This is a genomic window from Ruegeria sp. HKCCD6157 (assembly GCF_013110685.1).
Taxonomy (GTDB): Bacteria; Pseudomonadota; Alphaproteobacteria; order Rhodobacterales; family Rhodobacteraceae; genus Ruegeria.
Genome location: NZ_WVRB01000003.1, coordinates 270,381 through 293,123, shown reverse-complemented (window position 1 = coordinate 293,123; position 22,743 = coordinate 270,381). Strand labels below are relative to the sequence as shown.

Annotated in this window: 21 protein-coding genes; 5 read left to right on the top strand and 16 right to left on the bottom strand. The window is 56.4% G+C overall.

The window, feature by feature from the left end; all coding sequences use genetic code 11:
• Window positions 1–9 precede the first annotated feature (9 nt).
• Both GS612_RS13225 and GS612_RS13220 read left to right on the top strand, forming a co-directional pair.
• A complete protein-coding gene (locus GS612_RS13225) occupies window positions 10–1,449 on the top strand; it encodes a mannose-1-phosphate guanylyltransferase/mannose-6-phosphate isomerase (RefSeq protein ID WP_171640928.1) in 1,440 nt (479 codons plus the stop codon).
• Between the two features lie 170 nt (window positions 1,450–1,619).
• Window positions 1,620–2,690 (top strand): DUF2793 domain-containing protein, encoded by a 1,071-nt coding sequence (locus tag GS612_RS13220; protein WP_171640926.1) that lies wholly within the window; start codon window positions 1,620–1,622, stop codon window positions 2,688–2,690.
• A 258-nt stretch (window positions 2,691–2,948) separates the two neighbouring features.
• Here the strand turns inward: GS612_RS13220 and GS612_RS13215 are convergent, their stop codons facing one another.
• From GS612_RS13215 to GS612_RS13200, 4 genes are all read right to left on the bottom strand, one after another.
• Window positions 2,949–3,695: an outer membrane protein gene (locus GS612_RS13215; RefSeq protein ID WP_253286168.1), complete on the bottom strand. Its 747-nt coding sequence runs from the start codon at window positions 3,693–3,695 to the stop codon at window positions 2,949–2,951.
• Window positions 3,696–3,712: 17 nt separating this feature from the next.
• Complete coding sequence (locus GS612_RS13210; protein ID WP_171640924.1) at window positions 3,713–4,822, bottom strand: HlyD family secretion protein; 1,110 nt, start codon at window positions 4,820–4,822, stop codon at window positions 3,713–3,715.
• Between the two features lie 143 nt (window positions 4,823–4,965).
• Window positions 4,966–6,630 carry a sulfatase-like hydrolase/transferase gene (locus GS612_RS13205; RefSeq protein ID WP_171640922.1) on the bottom strand — a complete coding sequence of 555 codons (1,665 nt, stop codon included), beginning with the start codon at window positions 6,628–6,630 and terminating at the stop codon, window positions 4,966–4,968.
• A 4-nt stretch (window positions 6,631–6,634) separates the two neighbouring features.
• A complete protein-coding gene (locus GS612_RS13200; protein WP_152460509.1) occupies window positions 6,635–6,856 on the bottom strand; it encodes a hypothetical protein in 222 nt (73 codons plus the stop codon).
• A 57-nt stretch (window positions 6,857–6,913) separates the two neighbouring features.
• Between GS612_RS13200 and GS612_RS13195 the strand changes: the two genes are divergently transcribed.
• Window positions 6,914–7,861 carry a helix-turn-helix domain-containing protein gene (locus tag GS612_RS13195; protein ID WP_171640920.1) on the top strand — a complete coding sequence of 316 codons (948 nt, stop codon included), beginning with the start codon at window positions 6,914–6,916 and terminating at the stop codon, window positions 7,859–7,861.
• 160 nt (window positions 7,862–8,021) lie between these two features.
• On the opposite strand, the gene GS612_RS13190 is transcribed toward GS612_RS13195, so the two are convergent.
• The 8 genes from GS612_RS13190 to GS612_RS13155 form a co-directional block, all read right to left on the bottom strand.
• Window positions 8,022–9,011 (bottom strand): HupE/UreJ family protein, encoded by a 990-nt coding sequence (locus tag GS612_RS13190; RefSeq protein ID WP_171640918.1) that lies wholly within the window; start codon window positions 9,009–9,011, stop codon window positions 8,022–8,024.
• Complete coding sequence (locus tag GS612_RS13185; protein WP_171640916.1) at window positions 9,008–9,838, bottom strand: peptidyl-prolyl cis-trans isomerase; 831 nt, start codon at window positions 9,836–9,838, stop codon at window positions 9,008–9,010. Before GS612_RS13185 ends, GS612_RS13190 begins: the two co-directional genes overlap by 4 nt.
• 157 nt (window positions 9,839–9,995) lie before the next feature.
• A complete protein-coding gene (locus tag GS612_RS13180; RefSeq protein ID WP_171640914.1) occupies window positions 9,996–11,918 on the bottom strand; it encodes a DUF3604 domain-containing protein in 1,923 nt (640 codons plus the stop codon).
• A gap of 199 nt (window positions 11,919–12,117) precedes the next feature.
• Complete coding sequence (locus GS612_RS13175) at window positions 12,118–13,266, bottom strand: energy transducer TonB (protein ID WP_171640912.1); 1,149 nt, start codon at window positions 13,264–13,266, stop codon at window positions 12,118–12,120.
• Window positions 13,263–13,640 (bottom strand): biopolymer transporter ExbD, encoded by a 378-nt coding sequence (locus GS612_RS13170; protein WP_171640910.1) that lies wholly within the window; start codon window positions 13,638–13,640, stop codon window positions 13,263–13,265. The genes GS612_RS13175 and GS612_RS13170 overlap by 4 nt, the downstream gene beginning before the upstream one ends.
• A gap of 4 nt (window positions 13,641–13,644) precedes the next feature.
• Window positions 13,645–13,977, bottom strand: coding sequence for an ExbD/TolR family protein (locus tag GS612_RS13165; RefSeq protein ID WP_371809343.1), 333 nt, complete (start codon window positions 13,975–13,977; stop codon window positions 13,645–13,647).
• 25 nt (window positions 13,978–14,002) lie between these two features.
• The gene (locus tag GS612_RS13160) at window positions 14,003–14,665 is read right to left on the bottom strand and encodes a MotA/TolQ/ExbB proton channel family protein (RefSeq protein ID WP_171640908.1); all 663 of its coding nucleotides are present in this window, start codon (window positions 14,663–14,665) and stop codon (window positions 14,003–14,005) included.
• The gene (locus tag GS612_RS13155) at window positions 14,662–15,090 is read right to left on the bottom strand and encodes a hypothetical protein (RefSeq protein WP_171233258.1); all 429 of its coding nucleotides are present in this window, start codon (window positions 15,088–15,090) and stop codon (window positions 14,662–14,664) included. The genes GS612_RS13160 and GS612_RS13155 overlap by 4 nt, the downstream gene beginning before the upstream one ends.
• A 510-nt stretch (window positions 15,091–15,600) precedes the next feature.
• On the opposite strand from GS612_RS13155, the gene GS612_RS13150 reads away from it, so the two are divergent.
• Window positions 15,601–16,572, top strand: coding sequence for a FecR domain-containing protein (locus tag GS612_RS13150; RefSeq protein ID WP_253286167.1), 972 nt, complete (start codon window positions 15,601–15,603; stop codon window positions 16,570–16,572).
• A 57-nt stretch (window positions 16,573–16,629) separates the two neighbouring features.
• On the top strand, window positions 16,630–18,861 hold the full coding sequence (locus tag GS612_RS13145) for a CHASE2 domain-containing protein (RefSeq protein ID WP_253286166.1): 2,232 nt from the start codon (window positions 16,630–16,632) through the stop codon (window positions 18,859–18,861).
• A gap of 59 nt (window positions 18,862–18,920) precedes the next feature.
• On the opposite strand, the gene GS612_RS13140 is transcribed toward GS612_RS13145, so the two are convergent.
• The 4 genes from GS612_RS13140 to GS612_RS13125 are packed head-to-tail and all read right to left on the bottom strand — an operon-like array spanning window position 18,921 to window position 22,708.
• A complete protein-coding gene (locus tag GS612_RS13140) occupies window positions 18,921–19,916 on the bottom strand; it encodes an ABC transporter ATP-binding protein (RefSeq protein ID WP_171640906.1) in 996 nt (331 codons plus the stop codon).
• Window positions 19,913–20,947 carry a Gfo/Idh/MocA family protein gene (locus GS612_RS13135; RefSeq protein ID WP_171640904.1) on the bottom strand — a complete coding sequence of 345 codons (1,035 nt, stop codon included), beginning with the start codon at window positions 20,945–20,947 and terminating at the stop codon, window positions 19,913–19,915. Before GS612_RS13135 ends, GS612_RS13140 begins: the two co-directional genes overlap by 4 nt.
• Window positions 20,944–21,783: a carbohydrate ABC transporter permease gene (locus GS612_RS13130; RefSeq protein ID WP_171640902.1), complete on the bottom strand. Its 840-nt coding sequence runs from the start codon at window positions 21,781–21,783 to the stop codon at window positions 20,944–20,946. Before GS612_RS13130 ends, GS612_RS13135 begins: the two co-directional genes overlap by 4 nt.
• A 10-nt stretch (window positions 21,784–21,793) precedes the next feature.
• Complete coding sequence (locus GS612_RS13125) at window positions 21,794–22,708, bottom strand: carbohydrate ABC transporter permease (protein WP_171640900.1); 915 nt, start codon at window positions 22,706–22,708, stop codon at window positions 21,794–21,796.
• Window positions 22,709–22,743 lie beyond the last annotated feature (35 nt).

Genomic DNA, 22,743 nt, shown 5'->3' with positions numbered 1-22,743 from the left:
GGCACGTGCATGACCAATACAGTCTACCCCGTCATTCTTTGCGGAGGTTCGGGAACACGTTTGTGGCCCCTGTCACGCAAAAGCTATCCCAAGCAATTCGTTCCTCTGGTCGGCGAAACAAGCCTGTTGCAGAATTGCGCGGAACGGATGCTCGGCCCTTCGCAGGCGCCGTATGCAAAGCCACTTGTTCTGACCAACGAGGCTTTTCGCTTTATTGTCCCGGAACAATTGATGGCCGTCGGAATTGACCCCGGGCCAATTCTGATCGAGCCCGAAGGTCGAAACACCGCCCCCGCTGTTCTTGCCGCAGCCTTGTATCTGGCGGCGCGAGATCCGGATGGCATCATGCTGGTGGCGCCGTCTGATCACGTGGTTCCGGACATGGACGCCTTTCATCAAGCCGTTGCCGAAGGCGTACGGGCAATAAGTGAACGGCGCGATCTGGTAACTTTCGGCATCACTCCGACGCACCCGGAAACCGGATACGGCTATCTCAAACTCCGCCATCCGCCGGATACGACCCATGAGGCTGTCCCATTGGATCGTTTTGTGGAAAAACCTGACCGGAAAACGGCCGAGGCGATGCTGTCGGATGGCAGCTATCTTTGGAACTCGGGGATCTTCCTGTTTGCAGTTCGCGATATCCTTGCAGCATTTGAACAGCACGCGAGCGAACTGATCCCGCCGGTTCAAAAGGCCGTTGCCGAGGCAAAAACGGATTTGGGCTTTCTTCGACTGGACCCGGCAGCATGGGCGGGTGTGGAAGACATTTCAATAGACTACGCAGTGATGGAAAAGGCCCTGAACCTGAGCGTGGTGCCTTATTCCGCTGGCTGGTCCGATGTCGGAAGCTGGACCGCGGTTCAAGAGCTGTCGAACCCCGATGAAGACGGTGTGGCGACCAACGGAGAAGTAACGGCAATCGACTGCCGCAATGCGCTGATACGGTCCGAGTCGCCGGCGCAGGAAGTCGTGGCAATGGGTTTGGAAAACGTAATTGCCATTGCGATGCCCGATGCGGTTCTGGTCGCGAGCATGGACAAGGCCCAGGACGTGAAACAGGCCGTTGCAGCACTGAAGGCCAAGGGGGCGAAGCAGGCAGAAGCCCTGCCGGTGGATCATCGTCCGTGGGGCTGGTTCGAAAGCCTTGTGATCGGAGACAGGTTTCAGGTCAAACGCATCCATGTGCATCCCGGTGCGTCGCTCAGCCTGCAATCTCACCATCATCGTTCCGAGCATTGGATCGTGGTTGAAGGCACGGCCAAGGTCACCATCGATGATCAGGAGCGTTTGGTAACCGAAAACCAATCCGTCTATATCCCACTGGGAGCGACACACCGAATGGAAAACCCCGGGAAAGTTCCCATGGTTTTGATCGAAGTACAGACTGGCACCTATCTGGGTGAAGACGACATCATCCGATACGAAGACATTTACGCCCGCGATTGATTCCCGGGCATTGCTCTGCACGGGAACACCCATCGGCGGGTTCCCCGCAGACATCAGAATCTTACCAAAATCTTCCCTGGGCGGTCGGCCCGGTCAGACAGGATTGACGCGCTTTGCGGCAGGGTAGCGCGCAACCGAAGCTTCGGACCGACGCCACAGGAGGAACCCCCGTGTCACAAACATCCCCCCGATTGAACCTGCCTTTGCTGCAACCGGCACAAGCGCAAAAACACGTTACCCACAACGAAGCCCTGAGACAGCTCGATCTGGTCGTGCAACTCTCGGTACGGTCAACAGATTCCGGGACACCTCCTGTTGCCCCCGAGCAAGGCGAAGTTCATGCCCTTGGAGCCAACCCGACCGGGGACTGGACAGGACATGCCGGTGAACTTGCCGCCTGGCTGGACGACGCCTGGCATTTCGTGACCCCCGACATTGGCTGGCGCGCCTGGGATGAAGCGGCCGGAGATCTGAAATACTGGACAGGAACAGCCTGGGCCCCCCTGCCTGTCAGCACTCAGAACCTGGACGGAGTCGGGGTTGCGACCAATTCAGACAGTACGAACCGTTTGTCCGTTCGCAGCCCGGCGACCTTGCTGAGCCACGAAGGCGGCGGGCATCAGCTGAAGATCAACAAAGCCAGCGCAGATGACACCGCGTCGCTGTTGTTCCAATCGAACTGGACAGGTCACGCGGAAATGGGACTGTCTGGCACAACCGGATTTTCCATCAAAGTGTCTCCTGACGGCGGCAACTGGATTGAAGCGATGACCTTTGATCCCGTAGCCGGAACCGTGTCGGGGGCAGCTGTTCAGGCCGACGCCAGCGATACGACTTCGGGCCGACTGATGCGCGCCGACTATGGATACGGCCCTGGAAACCTTCTTGGAACAGTGACGGAAAACGCAGGTGTTCCGACCGGCGCTGTCATTGAGCGCGGCAGCAACGCCAACGGAGATTATGTGCGGTTTGCCGACGGTACTCAGATCTGTACGGCCACTCTTGCGCCCGTGGCCTGTACGACTGTTGAGGGTGCTCTTTTCAAAAGCGGCCCAATAACCTGGGATTTTCCGGCTGACTTTTCGACGCCCCCGAACCTGAACGGTACCGGAGGCGTTGCAACCCGTTTTACCGGGTTTGATACACCTTCGTCGTCCCAATCGACATTCATTGTCTTCTCGGCGATCTCGGATGCGGCAGCCTTGGCGCCATCCGTCACAGCAATTGGTCGCTGGTTCTGACAGGCAGGGCCGCCTGGATACCGGATCAGGCGGCCAATCCGGCAGCAGATCGGTTGCGACCCGCTCCGCTTTTACCCGCGCCACCAGATTTGCAGCCCTTCATCACCCCGAAAAGCAGGATGGTTGCTGGAACTCCTGCTCGCGGAACGCAGCAAACAACTTGTAATAAGGAGGTTTGCACCGACCAAACATGCGCGATCTGCCCGTCCGACTTCTCGTGCCAAGTCGAAGCCGAAGACAATATTCGTTTACAGTCAATCAGAATCGGTAGGTCGCCCCGATCACCGGCCCGGATTGATGGAACTCGAAATCATTGCCGCCGATCTCATGGTCGAAGGCGATATAGCGATATCCGCCGCGGATCACCCATCTGTCATTGATGGCATAATCTGCGGTCAACAGAACCTGCCACGTTTCGCTGTCACTGCGGAAGCCACCATAATCAATGAACCCGGTTCCCGTCCATTTGTCGGAAAAAACGTAACGTATTCTTGCGCCAATGACCGGGTCTACCCAATCGTCGTCAACAACGGTCGTGCGCCCAGGTGCCGAAGCGGACGTTAGTGTGAAATTGGTTTCGGTGCTGAACCATCTGAAACCACCGGCAATGTCCAGTTGAACGGAAGGATCTTCATAGACCCGATAGGCCACGTACCCACTTAGGAACTGGGTGGTGAATGATGTGTCGAGAGTGGATCCAGACGGACCGGCACCACTGTTGCTGAAGGATAAATTTGTATAATTGTAGTCAGCCAGCAGGCTCCAACGCCCATTGGATGCCGCAAACGCGCCCATAAAGGCGAAATCCAGGTTGCTCAGAGCGTCAGAGAAACTCAACGTGCCGTCCAATGTCCCAGACGGGGTTTCGATAGACGTTTCCGTTTCAGGCATGAAAAGGTAAATCGTCGCTTCATAGGACCAATCGCTTTGCTGCGCGGAAGCGGTTGTGCCAAACGCCGCAACCAAGGCCAAACCCGCGCCTTTCATTGCCAGTTCTGTTTTCATCTCGTCCCTCCAATATTTCAGATGTAATTCAGCTTTTTGGTGATCCAAAACAGGATTTCAGCCAACACACCGATTGCGCCCGCCTTGTCCGTAATTACCAGTGCCGTGCCAGAAGTCCCGAATGGAAAATCTTCGATATTGATCTGGTCCGGAACTTCGATCAGCACCGGATAGCTGGACACGCCAGCCAGATCGCGCAGTGAAGGAAGGCCCGTGCGCGAGTCAACAACGCCCTCTGCCGTTCCTACGGGCAACGATATGACGGTCCCAGTTATTTCGCCGCCCGGCTGGATTCGCAGCGCAAGGCGGATCTGGTCGCCGACGGAAACGTTCATGCGACTTGATTGGGGCAAACTTGCGATCAGATGGCGGTCATCGGGGACAACAAAAGAGATCGCCCCCTGTGCGATAGATACACGATTTCCGGGACGCAGAGAAACGGCGGTGACAAAGCCGTCTTCCGGCGCGCGCACGACTGTTTGCTCCAAATTCCAAAAGGCCTGCGCCAAAGCCTGCTCAGCCTCGACCACGCCGGCATCAATGCCGTCGATCTTGGCGGCAATCCGCCGCTCCAGACCGGCTTTGCGCGCCTCGGCCGCGCGCAGGCTTGCGGACAATTGATCGATGGCAGACACGGCTTCCTGCAACTGGAAGGTCGTCGATGCCCCCCGCTTCTCAAGATCGACAATGTCGTCACGGCGCTGGACGCCAAAGGTCAATTGCGCGGTGAGGGATTCAATGTCGGCTTCCGCCGCTGCCAGGTCGGACTGTAACTGATCTGCCGCAGAACGCGCGGTTTCAAGACTGGCTGTCAGCCGGGCGACTTCGATCCGAAAGGGTGTATCGTCAATCCGGAACAGCGGATCCCCTTTCGCGACCCGTTCGTTGGGGCGGACCGAAACGTCAACGACAGTACCTGACACATTGGGGGCAATGTTGGTGGCAACGCCCTGCACCGAAACAGGCCCTGTCGGTGTAGTGTGGTTGAGGGCACCGATTACAACCAGAGCAATGATTGCGGCACCCCCATAGACGACAGATTTCCAGAACCGGTTCCATGGAAGCAGCCCCAGCTTGGAAAACACCACCCAGATCACTCCGAAATAGAGACCTAAGACAATAAGCATATGTTTACTCCATTGCGCAGAGCTGCTGATACCAGCGGGGCGCAATATTTGTTTCGGATGCGGCTAAGAAGTACGCCAACGCTTGCCCTATTTGCGTGTCGATTTCGCGGCCGCGCATTTCTGTTGACGCGCGCGGCCTTGTTTCATTGTTGCGCCGCAGATCTTTTGACCATGAAAGCCTCGACTGCCTGTTGCGTTTCCGGCCGCAGGTTTTCAATTCCTTCATACGGCATTCCTGTGGCCGGGGCAGTGTCGGGGAAAAGCTCTTTTCTCGCCATGTGGCGTCCCAGTATGCGGACGAACTCCTGCCCGCCCCAAGCACCAACTTCGGTCGAAACCGGGTACTTTTCGTGCGTGTCGCGCATCACATCAAAGAAATCTGCAATGATCGCGTTTTGACCCGGCCCGGGCAGGTTGAGCTTCAGCTTGTCCTTGACGACCGCCTTTGGGGTACTCACCGAATAGATGATCACGTGATCACGCCGACCTTTGCTTTCATCTTGAAACAGGATCGAGGCAGATTGATCCACGCCATCAATCAACCGGTCTCGGGGAATATGCTGAACCGCGCCGCCGAATCTAGCCAGCGTCGTATAAAGATCAGACACATGAATAATGTTGTTGATCATGCTGTCTGGTTCAATCAGACCCGGCCACCTTATGAAAGCGTCCACGCGAACCCCGCCTTCGGTCGTATCGCCTTTGCCTCCGCGAAAGACCATTGGCGTAAAACCGGATGCCGGTGAATACTTGGTGAAATGGCCGTTGTCGCCCATCAACACGACAATCGTATTATCTGTCACGCCGAGCTCGTCCATGCGTGTGAAGATTTCGCCCAAATACGTATCCAGCTCTTGCAGTTTGTCGGCGTACAGACCTCCATTGACGCTTTCCGGTCCGTCACGCCCGGCCCGCGTGTTGTCCAGCGGGATCATCGGCCAATACTGTAGGAAGAAAGGCTCAGTACCGCCGGCCAAGCGTTCCAGTTCACTCAGGGTTTTGTCCTGAAATGCTTGGTTCATCTCATCATATTTGGCTGCGTTCCAACGTTCACCCGGCTCCATTCGGATCTCACGAACAGGTCCGCCGGCATTTCCTTCGATCACCGTGGCCATGGCCGATGCATCGGGGCGGAACCAGTCGTCGATCGTGTAATCGTCGACAAAATCTGCGATACCAACCGAAACCTGCTCGCGGATTGCATCGTCATTGAAAATCGTCAACTGGCCCTGTTGATGAACGGCGTGCTGCGCATAGTCGAACCCCTGGTTCATTGCCCAGCTCTCGGCAATGTCACCCATGTGCCACTTCCCGACATGCGAGGTTGCATATCCTTCGGCCTTCAATACCTCGGCAAGCGTCACTTCCTCTCCGGGCAAACCGAAACCGGCGATGTCGACGGTCGTATCACCCATTCCGATCCGAACCGGCAGACGACCGGTCGTCTGGGCCACACGTGTCGGGGTGCAGGATGGCTCTGTATACATGCGCACCATGCGCATCGCTTCGTCAGAAAAATCGTTGATGTTTGGGGTGCTGATGCCGCGTACCGCGTTCAATTCTGGGATACCCATATCCCCAAAACCGATGTCATCGACCAGAATACTGATGATGTTCGGGGGGTTGCCACCGTTCTCGTCTCGAAATGCCGCGAGAGCCTGATCAACGGCTGTATCGTCCTGTTCCCAGGCATCCTTGTTCTGGGCCTGTAGGATATAAAACTCGGAATCATGCGCAATGGGTGCATCCTGCGCGTAGGCAGGTGCGCTGATCGCCAGAGAACCCAGCAAAAACAACTTGAGATCCATTTCTTTAGGTTTCCTTTTTTCTTGGGTTTTCTTCTCGCTCCAGACCCTGTGCGATAAGATCGTGGGCGACACTGGAAAGCGTCTGTCCGGTTAAATCCGCAAGACGCGTAAGCCTGTGACGCTGTGAGGGTGTAAGAAGGGTCACGATCCGTTCCGACCGCACTTCTGCTTTCGGAAGCGGAGGGCGACCACGTTTGGGCGCGGCAAGCGGATCGGGCAATTTCATTTGAACATATTCCTATGTTTCGACTAAGCTTTTCATGCAAACTACAGGGGAGATATTTTGCACCGCATCAAAAAATCGACAAAACCAGACCTGGCCCCGCCCGAAGCTCCCCGGTTTTTTGCGGCCACTTTCCGTGATCCGAACCAAATCGCCGCAATATCCAAATGGGATATGGATTTCCGTCAGATCGAAGACGGCGAAATGCAGGCTGATTTCAAGGTCAGATCCGGCCCGCTGATTTCCGTTATGAAGTTTGGTTTCTCGCGGCGTGTGCACCAGATCGGCGCGTCTCCAAAGGGGCACATCACATTTGGCATCCCTACCCATTCAAGACTGACGGACTGGAACGGTACCAGCATCGAAACGCCACCGTTTCTGTCCTTCGGCAGCGGCGATGAGTTCGACTGTATCAGCGACAGCGGGTTCGGCGGATATACGATGACCGTTGAAACTGAGAATGCGGTGAAAATAGGCGAGAAGATGGGGATCGCAGTCTCTGATACAGAATTCGGGGCATTTTTGTTGCCTGCAACGCCACCTGATCGCTCGGCTGCGCTTTTGAACGACATTCAGACTTTGTTGGCGACCCCAAATTCGTCAGAACAGGGCGAAACCCATTTGATCGAAGAGATACTGCGGATCGCTTTGGGGGGCGGGGCGGATCGCAGGGAGCCGCGGATAAACCGAAAAGCTCTGGCACTTGCTGCGGCCATTGATCGGATGACGGCGACCCCGGACGAAAACGTCCCCATCAGCGAGATCTGCGGGGATATCAGTGTGTCATTGCGCACATTGGAACGCGCGTTCAACGAAAAATTCGGTATCGGCCCAAAGGCCTATTACACAAGGCTCCGCCTTAACAGGGTTCGAAGCCTGCTTGCAGAGCAAGGCAAAGATCTGTCAATTTCTGACGCCGCAAACCGATATGGTTTTTGGCATATCGGGCAGTTCTCACAAGATTACAAAAAGTGTTTCGGCGAATTGCCATCGGCCACTGTCGATTGAAAACACTTGGCTTTGTGCTGTTTATGACCATGGCCTTTCATCGAAGCAAATCCGAAACGGCGCAAAAGCTCAGCAGGTCAGGCTCGGGCCGCATTCCATTTCAGGCACATGCGCCGTCATGATCCACAAAATCTTGCTCAACTCGCAACTTTGCTGCAGTTCAAAAACCGCTTACGCGTTCTATCAGCCAGTACATTGACACTGAGCCGATCCCATACGCGGTCAAGACAGTGGCATGTTTGCCAACCGGAAGCGCGATCAGCCGCCAGGTCGCCATCAGAAGAGCCAAGGCAGCAATAAAACTCAGCTGCCCGGCTTCGACACCGAGGTTGAAGGCCAGCAATGCCGCGGGAATATCGTCAGGAGGCAACCCGATATCAGCCAATGCCCCTGCAAAACCAAGGCCGTGCAAAAGCCCGAACCCGAAGCAAACGATCCATGGTTTCTGTTTTGAAAGCCGGAACCGTCCTTCGCCGCCTTTGACGATCTCCATCGCCAGAAAAACGATGGACAGTGCGATAACGGCCTCGACCGGTGGTCCGGGAACATTCAAAACGCCCATCGTTGCCAGCGCCAGGGTTATTGAATGCGCAAGTGTGAACGCAGTTACTGCTCCGACAAGTTTCCATGGATCGCGGACCAGAACAAACAGCGCGAAGACAAACAGAAGGTGATCCCAACCTTCCAATATGTGTTCAAACCCCAACCGGGAATATGCGGCAAACACTGACCATGTCGACTGTTCAGAAGGTATGATTTGGACATTGATATCCGGTGTAAAACGAAGCGTAGTAGGTTGAGCATCAACGGGATGCATACGCGCCAGCACGTCGTTTCTCTGAGTCTCAAGGCCCTCAATGGCAATGGGTTGGCCCGCGATACCCGCCTGGCATTCGACGACCCAGGACGAAACCCACCCTCGACCGTCGGAAATGGGATCCGGGCCACGCGCCGGTGTGCAGCCATCTGGCAAAACTGCGTCAATCGCCATCGGTTGGCCATTCACGTCGGGCTTTCGCCAATGAACGCTCCAAGTGTCAGAGGCAATTTGACGAATTTCCAGATATCCCGGATCAAGCGCGTGCGCAGCGGCGAAATTTGCAGGCCACACAAACAGCAGCGCAAACAGGAAGCAGATCAAGGTTCTCATTTGGCCGGGCCTGAAAGATCGGGGGCCACAATCTCGTATTTTTCGGCCAGAGACTGATATTGCGCTTGCGCCAAATCTTCACTCATCGCGCGGCGCCAGTCCCGCAGCACCGCGTCGTGGATTTCGGCCAAAGGAGGTGTTCGGCTGGGCTCGACAGCAACGACCTCGACAAGGTGGATACCGTAACCTGACCGGATCGGACCCGTCCACTGACCTGTTTCGACCTCTGTGATGCTTTTCGAAAACCCTCCTCCAAAGACCGACTCGACAACCCGCGTCGCGGACAAAGGCATTGACGCCGGCAGCAAGGTCGAACCGCCCAGATCGGAAATGTCCTGCTTGGCGCGCAGGCTGGCCAGTGCTTTCTCGATTTCGGCCTCTGCGGGCTCCTCTCCAAGAAAGACCTGATTAAAGGCCACCATGACAGGCGTTGCATAGCGTTCCGCGTTTTCCTGAAGAAAAACCTCCAGATCTTCGTCATTCGGAACGATGGAAGTGGCAATGGCTTCGGTCAGATAATCCATTTTTTGGCTCAGCCGGGTCCTTATCAAGGGATCTCCGCGATCCAGACCAAGTTGCCTTGCCTCTCTGACCAGAACCTCTTCACGAATGGATGCGTCGACCAAAGCCTTCAGTTCCGCATCGCTTGGAGGGCGTTTCCACTGCGCTTCGAAACGAGCGGACAAAAGCGCCACGTCATCCTGGTCGAGTGTTATTTTCTCAAGATCTTCAACGCTCTCGCTTTCCGGCGCTACGATATGGAACCAAACAAAAATTGCCGCTCCAATCAAAAAAAAATGGAGCAGAGGTTCTTTCAGTACTCGCATCAAGCCTCCTGCGTGGAACGTGTTTTGATTGTTTGTTCAGATGTTGGCATCATCGGGTCGGGTTTTGCATGATGATGCCCTCCACGTGTTACAGTAACGCGGAGGACGCACCGAGGTAAGGTCATTGACTCGGCTTGTGTTCCAATCGCAGAACGGATCACTCTGCCGGGGTGTACCAGATCGGGGACGAATAGGCGCGTTCCTGATGCGTAAGCACTGCATCCTCGGGCAATTCGATACCATATCTCAACTTGTCGTACAGGATCCAACGCGGCGTTGGAATTTCGATGGCGCGGACGTAGTAAAACGCGCGTGCATTCGGATCGAAATCCGGGTCTGACCATACGGTGACAAGTTCGGCCGTTCCGATTGTGTTGGTCCAGCTGGCAGTCTCCACGTCCACAGTGTTTCCAACCGCAGGGACTTTGCCGTTTTGATCGACCTCGCGGTTATCCGACCATGCGACGTCGTAGACCTTTTCCTGCAAGGCACCTTCGGAGTCGAGCCATCCCTTTATCACTTGAACACGGTCCAGATTGGCACCAACCGGGTCGCGCAAAGCGGCGATCAGGAAGCTTGGCGCAGCCTCGCCCTCGCGCGGGCGCAGGTCCGAACCCATTGGCACGCCTTTGGTATAGCCAACATTGGCAAGGAAACGAGTTTCAACGTCTGCTTCACTGAAATCCCATCCGCCAAAGAACCGTAGACCGATCCTTGGCCCGGTCGTTGCATAGGTTTCGCGGCGCTTGAACGCGTCAAAGATCGCCGCGCGCGTATTCTCGGTGGCCCAGACGGCCGTGTATCCGGAGGCGACAAGCAGGTCGCCGGGAATTTCCCCAAGGTCATTGGCTATGAACGGATGCTTGATACGCGAGGCTGAGGGTTCGACGCTGACGGATTTTCCAAAGAAATTGTCTTCTTCGGCCGTGGCCAGAGAGGTATGGCTGTCCGTCGCGCCCCCCATGCCGAATTTATAGGGGTTCACGCCAAACTTTTCTTCCAGCATCAATCCGCGTTTCAATGCCTCTCGGGCGTATTCTCCGGCCAGCATGTCATCGGTTTTCAACTCGGTTATGTCCAGATTGCCGACGTCCCAGTTCTCGTAATCGGCAAACTCATCATCCGGGCTCAGGAAAGGATGCGCTTCACCGTCACCCTTTATCTGGGTGACTTCGTAATGGGGCTCCCATTTTGCGCGGGCCGCGACATATTCCTCGTCAACCTTGCCGCCGTGATACGTGTCTTCGGTCGGGAACATCCACCCGTTCGACAGGTTCCCGTTATGGGCAAAGGCAACAGCACGCCCCCCCGTTTTTTCCTGGTACTCTTCAAGCCAGGCGTAAAGCGCCTTTGGATCCGTATCACCATAGGGCGGTTGCGTGACCGGCGGAACCATTTGAAGCGCCCTGATTGGCCCATCGCGCAGCATGACATTGCGGTGCAAGTTGAACCCTTTCGGTACCGAGGTCCATTCAAAGCCGATGAAAGCGGTAAAGGTGCCGGGGTCATTGTGCCGCTCTGCCGCCAGAACGATGCTTTCCCAGGTAAAGGCAAATGCGTCGGCACCGGGGCTGTAGGATTCCAGCAGGATTTCCGGCAGTGTCATTTGCGAAAAATTGGTGATGATGTCGAAAGCCGCTTTACCGGCTTCTTCCCCGCCGGCCTTGTACCCTTCGTACCACTCCAGTCCTTTCGGATCAGAAAGAACGCCCGGCTTGCCAGCCTGCAAATCCGGCGCGAACCCCATCAGGTCCGTGTGATCCGTGAGAACCATCCAATCCAATGGTCGTGACAGTCTTACCGGCTGACCTGTTGAAGAAATGACCTGCTCACCCTTGGCGAAACGCCACGCCTCATCCGGCAGCAATGTGTTCCCGAAAGCACCTGCATCCAGCGAAAGCCCGGTGTGAAGGTGAGTGTCCCCCCATAATGGGCGTTCAGGAAATGTGCGTTGGGCGTAAGGGGAATAGGGCTGATCAGAAAACAATCCCTCGGCAGCATCTTCGCTGGGTACGGCGTCGGCACCAACAACAGCAGGGACCAATACGAGTGAGATTATGCAAGCAGATTTCCGAAACAAAGTGACCTCCCAGTTCAGGAATACTTAGCTGTGAGGGCGAATTTCATCGCGCCATTATTATATTCCCATTTTCTTATATCACATTCTATTGGTCAAAGGGTTTTTTTAATCTGAGAGCTGCAAACCCGCGCAATCAGGGAGTTCGGCGAAAGCCCTTAGGGAGATCGCTAATCGTGTTCACCTGACGAGACCCGTCGGATCATCTTATCTGATAGTAAAATGAAAGCTTCCGGCTGACGCCCCCAGGCGGGCGCGGGAAAGGTGCGGCGGTTCGAACCTGTTCTTTGGCTGCGCGCTCTATTTCCGGCGAGCCAGAGCTTTCGACGACATCAACCCAAGCCAATGAACCATCCGGGTCAATCTGGAAAAACACCCGCGCATAGCCACGACCGGCAACGTAAACGATTGGCGCCCTGTTCAAATGAACAAGAACCTGACCCGCATAGTTCGTGGTGTCCGAATTTCCCGGCCCCCGCCCGCCTGAACGGGTGCCGCCCCGGTTTTGTCGGAAGGTGTCGACACCCTCTCTTTGATACGTCGCCAGCGGTGATTCAATCGTCTGTTCCGGAAATCTCAAAGCGTCAAAGTTGCTTGACGGATCCAACGCACCCCGCAGACTGGGTTGCGGGCGTCGGTCTGGAAGGCGAGGCCGCAATGACGTGGCTACGGCCTGTTCGGATCCGTCCACGCTTGCATCGGGAACGGTCAGTTCGGCGTCGTCATCCAGAGGTTCCGACGCTTCTTCCGGTATCACAGGTTCAAGTGGGGACGTGTTTTCCGGAACAACCGGAGCCACCTCGACCGGTAACGCGGCGATCTGTTGCCGTTCCTCGGACACCGGTTCTTCGGCAGAAGAAGGCTCAACCGGAGCAACCGCCTCTTCCTTCGGCACCTCGGGTGTTTCGGCCAACGCTTCGGGCCTTGCCGACGCAGCGCCTTCAGCTTCGGCGGCTTCGCCTTCGTCCTCCAGGTTCTGGTCTACAGGGTTCACGACAACCTCATCCGGCGCCCTCGGCTGGATAATCGTTGAATCCCCGGTGTCGGGCGTGAACGTCTCTTGCGGATTCGGCGAGGCCACGCGGGCATCACTTGTCGGAACTTCTGCCTCCTGCGGCTGGGTTGGCGGTTCCACCGGAGGGGTTGGCGGTTCATCCGGCGCAGGCGGTACGGGTTCGATCGTGGTATCGGCCAACTCTTCGAACGCGTTGCTGAGTTCGATCGTATCGGTACCGGGTTCCCCGGAAGCCGGATCTGACAAATCTGGTACCGTGACAATCAGGCCGATCAGATGCACCAGTACGGAAATCGAAATTGCAATGATTGCAACAAAAACGGACCGCCTGATCATTCGAGGGCCTGTTCGGTCACCAGAAAAACCGTTGGCGCACCCAACCGGCGCAAATTGCTGGTGATCTCCATCAATCGAGAGGCCGACGCATTCCTGTCCGGAACGATCCGCACGGCCCCCGAGTCATGCGCGGCCATGAAAGCTCCAGCCTCGATCGGATTGCCCCGAAAACTCAATGTCCCGTCCCGATGAAGAACAAGCGCATCCGGTGGCTCGCGACCGTCAAGATCCGCAGTATTCACCAGATCCAGATCGGGATCCAATGGCGGTGCAATCGTACCCGTAATCAGAAAAAAGATCAGGATCAGAAAGACGACGTTGATCAGCGGAATTGTGGAATCGCGATTTCGACCGGGTCGGATGTAACGGATCATTGCCTCACTCCAACACCCTGACTGTCAAACCTTCGCGCCCGCGCAAAGGGATAAGCAGGTCCACAAGACGTTGCGCGGTTGTCCCGGGATCAAGGCTTACCAGCACCTGACCGGCCTGGACCTGATCGAACAATTCCTCAAGCGACAGGGGTTGGCCGTTCAGGACAACACGTGTGGGACCAAGTTGCACGAAAAGGCGTTCGGGCGGCGTAGCGTCGGCATTCCCGCCTGTGGCGGCGCTGCTCAACTCGATCTCGCTGAATCGCGAAAACGTTGAGGACAGCATGAAAAACAGCAAAAGCAGAAAGATCACGTCGATAAGGGGCGTCATCGACATGCGCCGCCGCACAAAAGGCGCAGTGTTACGCATGTTCTGGGGCGACCGGGACCTGTGCCGCCTCTGTGCTTTGGATGGAATGACCGGGAACCAGAACCGTACGCAAAGCCTTGTCCGCAAAAACACGCTCGCGTGCGGTTCGGCTTTCAAGCCAGGACAAAACCATCGACGTCGGCATCGCAACGGCCAGACCCACAGCCGTGGTGATCAGGGCCACCCAGATCCCGCCTGCCAAAAGTGACGGATCAACCGATGATCCAGCGGTTTGCAAGCTTTGGAAAGCACTGATCATACCCAGAACCGTACCAAAAAGACCCAGCAAAGGCGCCAACTGCGCCACGGTGTCCAGCAAACGAAAACCACGTTCCAGCCCGGCAAGCGCCAAACCCGCTTCGGCATCCAGCCGGTCATCGGCCCCCGGAACACCAGATGCATTCATCGCCGCGCCCACAATAGGGGCAAGATAGCTGCTGCTGTCCGCCAGCCTGGCGCGCGCGGCACTGTGATCTCCTGCGTCCCAGGCCGCCAGAGCTTCAGACAGCACCTTGTGCCGCCCGACACCGCAGGCTGCAAATTGCCAAAGTTTGTAGAGGGTGACCGCCAGCGTCAAAACCGACATGGCGATCAATATCGCCACCACCGGCCCGCCGAGGTCAAATATCTCACGAAGTGCGGCTACAGGACTCATCCCAACAACTCCATTTCCACCCTGCTGCTCAGCGTCAGGGTGCTGTCGCATATGTCACTTTCGGTACCATCCACGACGCAGGAGTTCGCGCCGTTGATCAAGGCTTGTCCAACTGTGTCACATGTTCTGTTGGGAAGGTCGAACTGGCGCACCCGGGGCCGGTCGGCGGGCAAATCGCGAAAATCGAACAGAGAAAGGTTCAACACACCACCTTCGGTGTCGAAAATGACGGTTTCGAACACGGCACCGTCGATCGGCTGCCCGGTTTCATTCTTGACCAGAAACGTCAACCTGCACGCGCTGGCAACATCCTCGGCCGAGTTCAGTTCCACAAAAAGCCGTGCAGCGGAATCGGATTGCGCAGACGCTGTGGACAGCAAACAGCCAGAAAACATGGCCGCGACGATAATGCGACGAAACAGCATGAGCAGACTCCGTGTTGCAGCGCTGGAACAATCGGGCAGCGACCGTCAGCTTGCCCATCTGCGTTTCTACCCGAGGGACATGTCACATTAAAGTGCCGCGAAGGGTAGCAAAGTAAAAGGGTCGTCAGCGCGTGTTGATATACGTATTTTCACGGCAAGACATACGGTGCGCAATCAGAATTTCAACTGTGCCCAAAGCTGTTCCGCGCATGCGGACAACCAGCAAGTTGATGCCGGGTCAAATTCAAAAAAGTCACCCTTTTTCAAAACAGGTGCTTGGCCCGCAACAAAAGGCGCGAAACTGCGCTCGATCTAGTCTTCACAGAAAATCACTCAAAGCGGTTTTTGAACGTCGTTTTCACTTAATTCTTGCTAAAAGCACGAAAAATAATGCATATTTGTCTACATTTTTAATGCATATGAATAATAATAACATGCTTTTTGAGAGGCAAGCGTCGAGCACAGCGCGGTTTCCGTGCTTCAAAGCCCATTGGGGGAAGGGGTTCGAGTTTGTCGTTGTTAAAGATTGTAGTGGTTCTTTGCGTTGTCGTGGCCATACCGTCGCAGACCATCGCCAACATCGGAAAAATTATTAGCGTCAAACAAGGCGCCCAAGTCGTTCGCGCGGGAAAAGCACAACCCGTTTATTCGGGAATGGAGGTTGCGTCCGGCGACGCGCTCAGTACTGATCAGACTGGCGTAATCCAAATCGTTTTTGTGGATGACACCAAGATTGCCATTGGCCCCAACGCACGCATGGTGCTGGATGTGTCCATGTTGCGAAATAACCGCAAAGCCAAGAACTTTGCCGTTCAGGCCTTGGGTGGCAGTTTTCGGTTTATTTCCGGGAAAAGTCGAAAGAGAGCCTACTCGATCAGGACTCCGTCGGCGACAATGGCCGTGCGCGGCACCACCTTCGACATGTGGATCGTGTCGGAAAAACAAAGCGCGATGCTTGTCCTGCAAGGTACGGTCCGCATGTGCGGCAGTCAGGGCGCGTGCAGGTCTTCGGGACGTCAATGCAGCATGTTCGCAACAAGCGGAGATGGAGGAGTTGGACGGCCTGCCGATCAGACGCAATACGAACAAGCGCTGAAAAGCGGGTTTCCATTCGTTCAATCCCAGGAAGGGCTGCTGCCCCCTTTGCAGGTACGCGTTGAAGGGTGCTCAGGTGATGGAGCGCCCATACGGCGCATCGAGACAGACCGGTCGGAAGCCCGTGGGGACCCTCCTCAGCAACGCGAAGCGCAGAATACGGTCACTGGCCCTTCGCCTTCCGCGAACAATGAACCGGAAAGAGAAGAGCCGGACCATGCAGAACCCGAACGCGAAGAACCAGAGCAGGAAGAGCCCGACAGAGAAGAACCGGAGCAGGAAGAACCTGAACCGGAAGAACCTGAACATGAGGAACCCGAACGGGAGGAACCGGAACCTGAGGAGCCCGAACGGGACGAACCAGAGCGGGAAGAAACTGATCCGTAATTGCTCGGGAATTGCTGTTGAACACGCAGTTCCAGTTCCATTTGTCTGGAGGATGGTTTGAGCGACAAGGCGCGGAAATCCAGGAACGGGCGATGGGCTTTCCGCCTCGTGGGGCTGGGGCTGATCCTTTTGGGTTGCTTCATCCGGGCGTGGGATCCGTACCCGGTTCGAATGACGCGCCTGATCTATTTCGACGTTTTGCAAAGATTATCCCCGCGGGAGTTCAATCCCGAACTCCCCGTGCGCGTCGTAGATATCGATGAAGCTTCGCTTGCCAGCTTTGGACAATGGCCCTGGCCCCGCACTTTGGTTGCGCAGTTGGTTCAAAATCTGGGTGACTACGGCGCCGCGACGATTGCGTTCGACATGCTGTTTGCTGAACCTGACCGGTATTCGCCGTCTCGCCTTCTGAATGATCCATCGCTGGCGGGCGTACTGACTGTGGAACGCCATGCCGAAAAGCTGGACAACGATGTCTTGCTTGGGATGGAAATGGCCTACTGGCCCGTGGTGCTGGGCGTGGCCGCGCGATTGTCGGCCAAAGGTGAGCCCATTGCGGCCAAGGCCGGAATCATTGAATTCGGGGAAAGCCCCGCCGAGGGGCTGATCTCGGTTCCGCATTGGACGCCGATCGCGCCACCATTGGATCGGGCGGCGGCGGGTGTCGGCGGGGTCAATGTCTCGCCCATCGGAGGAACCGGCATCGTAAGACGGGCGCCGGTTCTTTGGAACGGTCCGGACGGTCCGCTGCCAAGCCTTGCCGTCGAAGCCCTCAGGGTCGCCCTGGGTGAGACCAGCATTTTCGTGGAAGGCGCGCCTGACGAGGCTGGCATCATGCTGGCCGTCGAAATCGCCGGATACCGTTTACCGACAACCGAGAATGGCGAACTTTGGCTGAAATACCGGCGGGACAGCCCCGACCTTTACATTTCAGCCAAGGATGTCCTGGAAGGTACTGAAGACCCCGGGCTGCGATCCGAAATCGAAGGAAGAATAATCCTGATCGGAACCTCCGCTGCCGGTTTGTTCGATATTCACCAGACGGCGCTTGGCGAAAGCGTCCCCGGTGTTTCAATTCATGCCCAGATGATCGAACAGATTCTGACCGGTGATATGCTCAGCCGGTCTGACGTGACCGCAGCACAGGAACTGCTTGCCTTTGCGTTTCTGGGGCTTGTGGTGATTGCGGTCATGTCCAGCCTTGGTGCCATCGCATCCTTCATCGCCGGTGGCATAGCCGCCGCAGCCGTTCTTGCCATCAGCTGGCTGGTTTTTCAAAACCAATCCATCCTGTTCGATGCCACCTTTCCTCTGATTGGAGGCATCGCAAATTTCGGTCTGCTGGCGGGGTATCTTTTTGTTTCGACCGAGCGCGAAAAGCGCCAGATTCGAAAAGTCTTTTCGCATTACGTGGCCCCGGAAATCCTTGATGAAATGGAGAATTCGGGCCACCAGCTGCAATTGGGCGGAGAAAGTCAGGAAATCACCGTGATGTTTTCGGATATCCGGGGATTTACCGCTCTGTCCGAGTCCGCGTCGGCAACGGAACTTGTATCCTTGTTGAATGCGCTCTTTTCTAAGCTTGGAGATCAGATCCTGCATGAGCGTGGTACGATCGACAAGTTCATCGGTGACGCCATCATGGCCTTCTGGAACGCGCCTCTACCTGTTGCGGACCATCCATGCCGCGCAGGGCTTGCCGCGCTCAGGATGCGGCGTGCCCTGGCACAGTTCAATGCATCCGAGATCATGCGGAACCGAAAGCCGATAGCGCTGGCAACCGGAATCGCCACGGGGCAGGCCTGCGTCGGCAACATAGGATCGCAAAAACGGTTCAACTATACGGTTATCGGAGACGTCGTGAATGTTTCGGCACGGATCGAACAATGCTGTCGAACGGTCGAGTATGACATAGTCGTCTCAGACGCGGTGTATCAAGCCGGGCGAGATGACCTGGCATTTTTGCAGGCAGGCCATGTTGACTTGAAAGGCAAAGCCAACCCAGAGCCCGTTTTTGTTCTGGTTGGAGATTCCGCTTTGCGGAAGACGGACGCGTTCCAGGAACTCGTTGCACGGCACGGTAAGTTGATCGCAGCATTGAGAACCCGAAAGCCTCAGGGCGACATCCTGCGCATGTGTCAGCATTGCGAAGAACTTGCCGCAGATATCGAACCCGGATTGCGCCAGTTCTATCGCGCTTTGGCAGGTCGCGCGGCCGATTTCCGCGCGGTCGCATCATCTGGGCCTGTCATGTTCACCCGAAACACCAGAATAGCCGGTGGTGTTTAGGCGGCGCTGCATCGAAAACTCGGCTGACTTCGGCCCCCAGAGCCCTGCGTCAGTGAGTGTCACGCGAAACGCGCACCCTGTGCGTCGAAGCGATAGACCCTGCCCGGAGAATACCCAAATCGGATGCTCTGACCGGCTTCAACCTGATGCTGCCCGAACAGGCGCGCGGTGATCTGGTGATCCTGCATCATGGCAATCACGTTGGTGTCACCGCCCAAATGCTCGACATGGGTGACGTTTGCGACCACCGGACCGTCGTCAGACAAAAACAGGTCTTCCGGCCGGATCCCCGTTGTAATGTCCGAGCTTTCGCCGATCATGCTGGCAGGAAAGAAATTCATCGACGGCGCCCCAAGAAAACCGGCCACGAACTGGTTAGCAGGATTGTTGTAAAGCTCCATCGGGCTGCCGACCTGTTCCACACGCCCGTCGCGCAGAACGACGATTTTATCGGCAAGAGTCATTGCCTCGGTCTGGTCATGGGTCACGTATATCATCGAAGCGTCAAGCTGCCGGTGCAGGTTCGCAATTTCCAACCTTGTGTTCATACGCAGAGCCGCATCGAGATTGGACAGAGGCTCGTCGAACAGGAACAGCTTTGGTTCCCGGACGATGGCACGACCGATGGCGACGCGCTGGCGCTGACCACCGGACAGTTCGGAAGGATACCGGTCAAGGTAAGGTTCGAGGTTCAGCATCTTGCTTGCCCTTTCGACACGCTCGTCGATGACCTGCCTGCTCTGGCCCTCCTGTTTCAGCGCCAATGACATGTTCTTGCGCACGTTCAAGTGGGGATAGAGAGCGTAACTCTGGAACACCATCGCGATACCGCGTTTCGAAGGCGGGGTGAGATTCATGAGCTCTCCGCCGATGCGCACTTCGCCCGACGTCACATCCTCGAGCCCCGCGATGACACGCAGAAGGGTGGATTTGCCACAGCCCGAGGGGCCGACGAAGACGACGAATTCACCCTCGTCAACGTCGATGTTGATATCCTTTAGGACCTCGACGATGCCGAAGGATTTATTCACGTTTTGCAGCGTCAGGGCGGTCATGTGCGTGCCTCTTTCAGCGAAATGGGTTGGCCGGTACGGATGCTATCATCAGCGGCCAGGCAGATGGCCAGCGATTGCACGGCATCGTTCATGTGGCGGGTCAGATCGATATCTTCGGCGATGGCGCGCAGCATATAGGCTTGCTCGGCATCGCAGAGTTGCTGATGGCCGGGCTCATCCGGCATCTCTATTATCCGGTCGCCGTCAGGGCGGTGGACCAGAAGGCCGCCAACCTTGGTGTGGCCGTCGATATCCGCGGATGCGCCCTTGTTGCCATCCGTGATTGAAACCGATCCATTGGGTGACACGATATCTTTCACGAAAAAGGCGGTCTCGGACATCATCGGGCCCCAACCGGCCTCGTACCAGCCGACCGAGCCGTCTTGGAAAATCACCTGAAACTGGCCGTAGTTATACATGTCTTCGGCAATCTCATCGCTCAGGCGCAGGCCCATGCCATGCACGCGGACGGGATCGGAATCGGTGATCTGACACATCACATCGACGTAATGCACGCCGCAATCGACGATAGGCGATGTCGTCTGCATCAAGGCCTTGTGGGTTTCCCATTCGGCCCCGCTGCTTTGCTGGTTCAGGTTCAGACGGAAGACATACGGCCCGCCGAGATCGCGCGCCTCCGAGATCAGTCGCATCCATGACGGGTGGTGCCGCAGAATATATCCGATCACCAGTTTCCGGCCGGTTTCCACTGCTTTTGCGACCACGCGTCTGGCGTCCGCAACCGTCGTGGCCAGTGGCTTTTCAACAAAGACATGCGCACCTGCTTCCATTGCGGCGCAGGCAAAATCTGCGTGGCTGTCGGAATAGGTTGCGACGACGACCAGATCGGGGTTTGTCTCGGCCAGTGCCGCCTGAAAATCCGAATAGGCCGGATAGCCTGACAGGTCTGGATGGTCTACATGACCTGTGCGGTTGACCAGCCCCACGATCCGTGCGTCGGGGTGGCGACGATGGGCCAAGGCATGACTCAGGCCCATGTTGCCAAGACCAGCGATCAGAACCCGGGTCATTTGACCGCTCCTGAGGTGATACCGCGGATCAGCTGGCGCGAGAAGATGACGTAGAGCACCAGAACCGGCAGGATCGCCATGCTGAGCGCGGACAGAACCGCGTTCCAGTCGGTCACAAACTGGCCAATGAAGACCTGGCTGCCCAACGTCAGGGTTTTGGTCTCTTCAGCGGGTGCCAGGATCAAGGGGAACCAGAGATCGTTCCAGATCGGGATCATGTTGAACACGGCGACGGTTGCCATAGCAGGCCGGACCAGAGGCAGCACCAACCGGAAAAAGATCGTGTATTCCGAAAGCCCATCGATGCGCCCTGCATTCTTCAGGTCATCACTGACCTGGCGCATGAACTCGGACAGGATGAACACCGCCAGCGGCAAACCCTGTGCCGTGTAGACGAAGATCAGGGCCCAGAGCGTGTTCACAAGCCCTGTGGCGACCATCATCTCCAGGATCGCCACGGTGCCGATGCGGATCGGAATCATGATCCCAAGCGCCAGATAGAGCCCCATCAACATGTTGCCCTTGAACCGGTATTCGCTGAGGGCAAAGGCGGCCATGGCGCCGAACAGAAGGATAAAGGCCAGTGAAACCACGGTGACGATCAGCGAGTTCTGAAAGTAGAGAAAGAAATCCCCCTGCTTCATCACCGTCTGGTAGCCGATCAAGGAAAAGCTTTCGGCATCAGGCAAGGCAAGCGGCTCGCGAAAGATGGCCCGGCGCGTTTTGAAGCTGTTGATGATGATCACGAAAACCGGGAACAGCGCGATCAGAGTATAAAGGATCAGCACACCATGCATTGCGGCGGTATTCAGTGGATTCGAGCGTGCCTTGTTCATTGCAGAGCCCTCACAGCTGATACCGGCGCATCCGGGTCTGGATGCCGAAAAGGTAAATGCAAACACCCACAAGGATGATGGCGAACATGGCGCCGGCAATGGCGGACCCCATATACGGATCACCCAGTTGCAGCTGGAAGCCAAAGAACGTGCGGTACATGAAAGTGCCCAGGATGTCGGTCGAAAAATCCGGCCCCGCCAGCGCGCCCTGAGAGACATAGATCAGGTCAAACGCGTTGAAATTGCCGACGAATGTGAGGATCGAGATGATCCCGATCGAAGGCAGGATCAGCGGCAGTTTTATTTTCCAGAAAGCCGAAGCTCCGGTGATCCCGTCAATCTCGCCGGCTTCAAGAATTTCTTCAGGGATCGACAGCAGGGCCGCATAGATCAGCATCATCGGGATGCCGACGAATTGCCAGACCGAGACAAGCGCCAGAGTCGTCAGAGCGTATTCTTCCTTGCCCAGCCACGGAGCAAACAGGGATTTCAGGCCAACAGCGTCCAGCATCGAGGGCGCAATCCCCCAAAGCGGAGACAGGATCAGTTTCCAGGCAAAACCCACAATCACGAAGCTCAGGATCGTCGGAATGAAAATGGCCGACCGGTACAGTGCGGCAAAGCGCAGCCTCGGGTGTGACAGGATCGCGGCCAGAGCGATTCCGATGGGGTTCTGCACCAGCATGTGGATCAGGAAGAACCAGAAGTTGTTGCCCAGCGCATTCCAGAATTGCTCGGACCACAGCGGATCAAAGAACAAGGTTCGGAAATTCTCCAACCCCACATACACACGCGCCTGATCGACTTCGGTGAACAGCGCAAGGCGGAGCGTGTTGAACAAGGGCAGGATCATCACCGCCGTGTAGACCAGCACCGCAGGTGCAAGGAAAACAGCGATGTGCCAGCGTATGCGGCGCGTCTGCATGGGATTCTCCGGGGAAAAGTGCCGGGCGCGGCGCG

Bases quoted from the DNA above. Each gene is read 5' to 3' on its own strand.
- GS612_RS13225 (WP_171640928.1), top strand. From the start codon at position 10: ATGACCAATACAGTCTACCCCGTCATTCTTTGCGGAGGTTCGGGAACA.
- GS612_RS13215 (WP_253286168.1), bottom strand. From the start codon at position 3,695: ATGAAAACAGAACTGGCAATGAAAGGCGCGGGTTTGGCCTTGGTTGCG.
- GS612_RS13210 (WP_171640924.1), bottom strand. From the start codon at position 4,822: ATGCTTATTGTCTTAGGTCTCTATTTCGGAGTGATCTGGGTGGTGTTT.
- GS612_RS13205 (WP_171640922.1), bottom strand. From the start codon at position 6,630: ATGGATCTCAAGTTGTTTTTGCTGGGTTCTCTGGCGATCAGCGCACCT.
- GS612_RS13200 (WP_152460509.1), bottom strand. From the start codon at position 6,856: ATGAAATTGCCCGATCCGCTTGCCGCGCCCAAACGTGGTCGCCCTCCG.
- GS612_RS13190 (WP_171640918.1), bottom strand. From the start codon at position 9,011: ATGAGAACCTTGATCTGCTTCCTGTTTGCGCTGCTGTTTGTGTGGCCT.
- GS612_RS13185 (WP_171640916.1), bottom strand. From the start codon at position 9,838: ATGCGAGTACTGAAAGAACCTCTGCTCCATTTTTTTTTGATTGGAGCG.
- GS612_RS13175 (WP_171640912.1), bottom strand. From the start codon at position 13,266: ATGATCAGGCGGTCCGTTTTTGTTGCAATCATTGCAATTTCGATTTCC.
- GS612_RS13170 (WP_171640910.1), bottom strand. From the start codon at position 13,640: ATGATCCGTTACATCCGACCCGGTCGAAATCGCGATTCCACAATTCCG.
- GS612_RS13165 (WP_371809343.1), bottom strand. From the start codon at position 13,977: ATGTCGATGACGCCCCTTATCGACGTGATCTTTCTGCTTTTGCTGTTT.
- GS612_RS13160 (WP_171640908.1), bottom strand. From the start codon at position 14,665: ATGAGTCCTGTAGCCGCACTTCGTGAGATATTTGACCTCGGCGGGCCG.
- GS612_RS13155 (WP_171233258.1), bottom strand. From the start codon at position 15,090: ATGCTGTTTCGTCGCATTATCGTCGCGGCCATGTTTTCTGGCTGTTTG.
- GS612_RS13140 (WP_171640906.1), bottom strand. From the start codon at position 19,916: ATGACCGCCCTGACGCTGCAAAACGTGAATAAATCCTTCGGCATCGTC.
- GS612_RS13135 (WP_171640904.1), bottom strand. From the start codon at position 20,947: ATGACCCGGGTTCTGATCGCTGGTCTTGGCAACATGGGCCTGAGTCAT.
- GS612_RS13130 (WP_171640902.1), bottom strand. From the start codon at position 21,783: ATGAACAAGGCACGCTCGAATCCACTGAATACCGCCGCAATGCATGGT.
- GS612_RS13125 (WP_171640900.1), bottom strand. From the start codon at position 22,708: ATGCAGACGCGCCGCATACGCTGGCACATCGCTGTTTTCCTTGCACCT.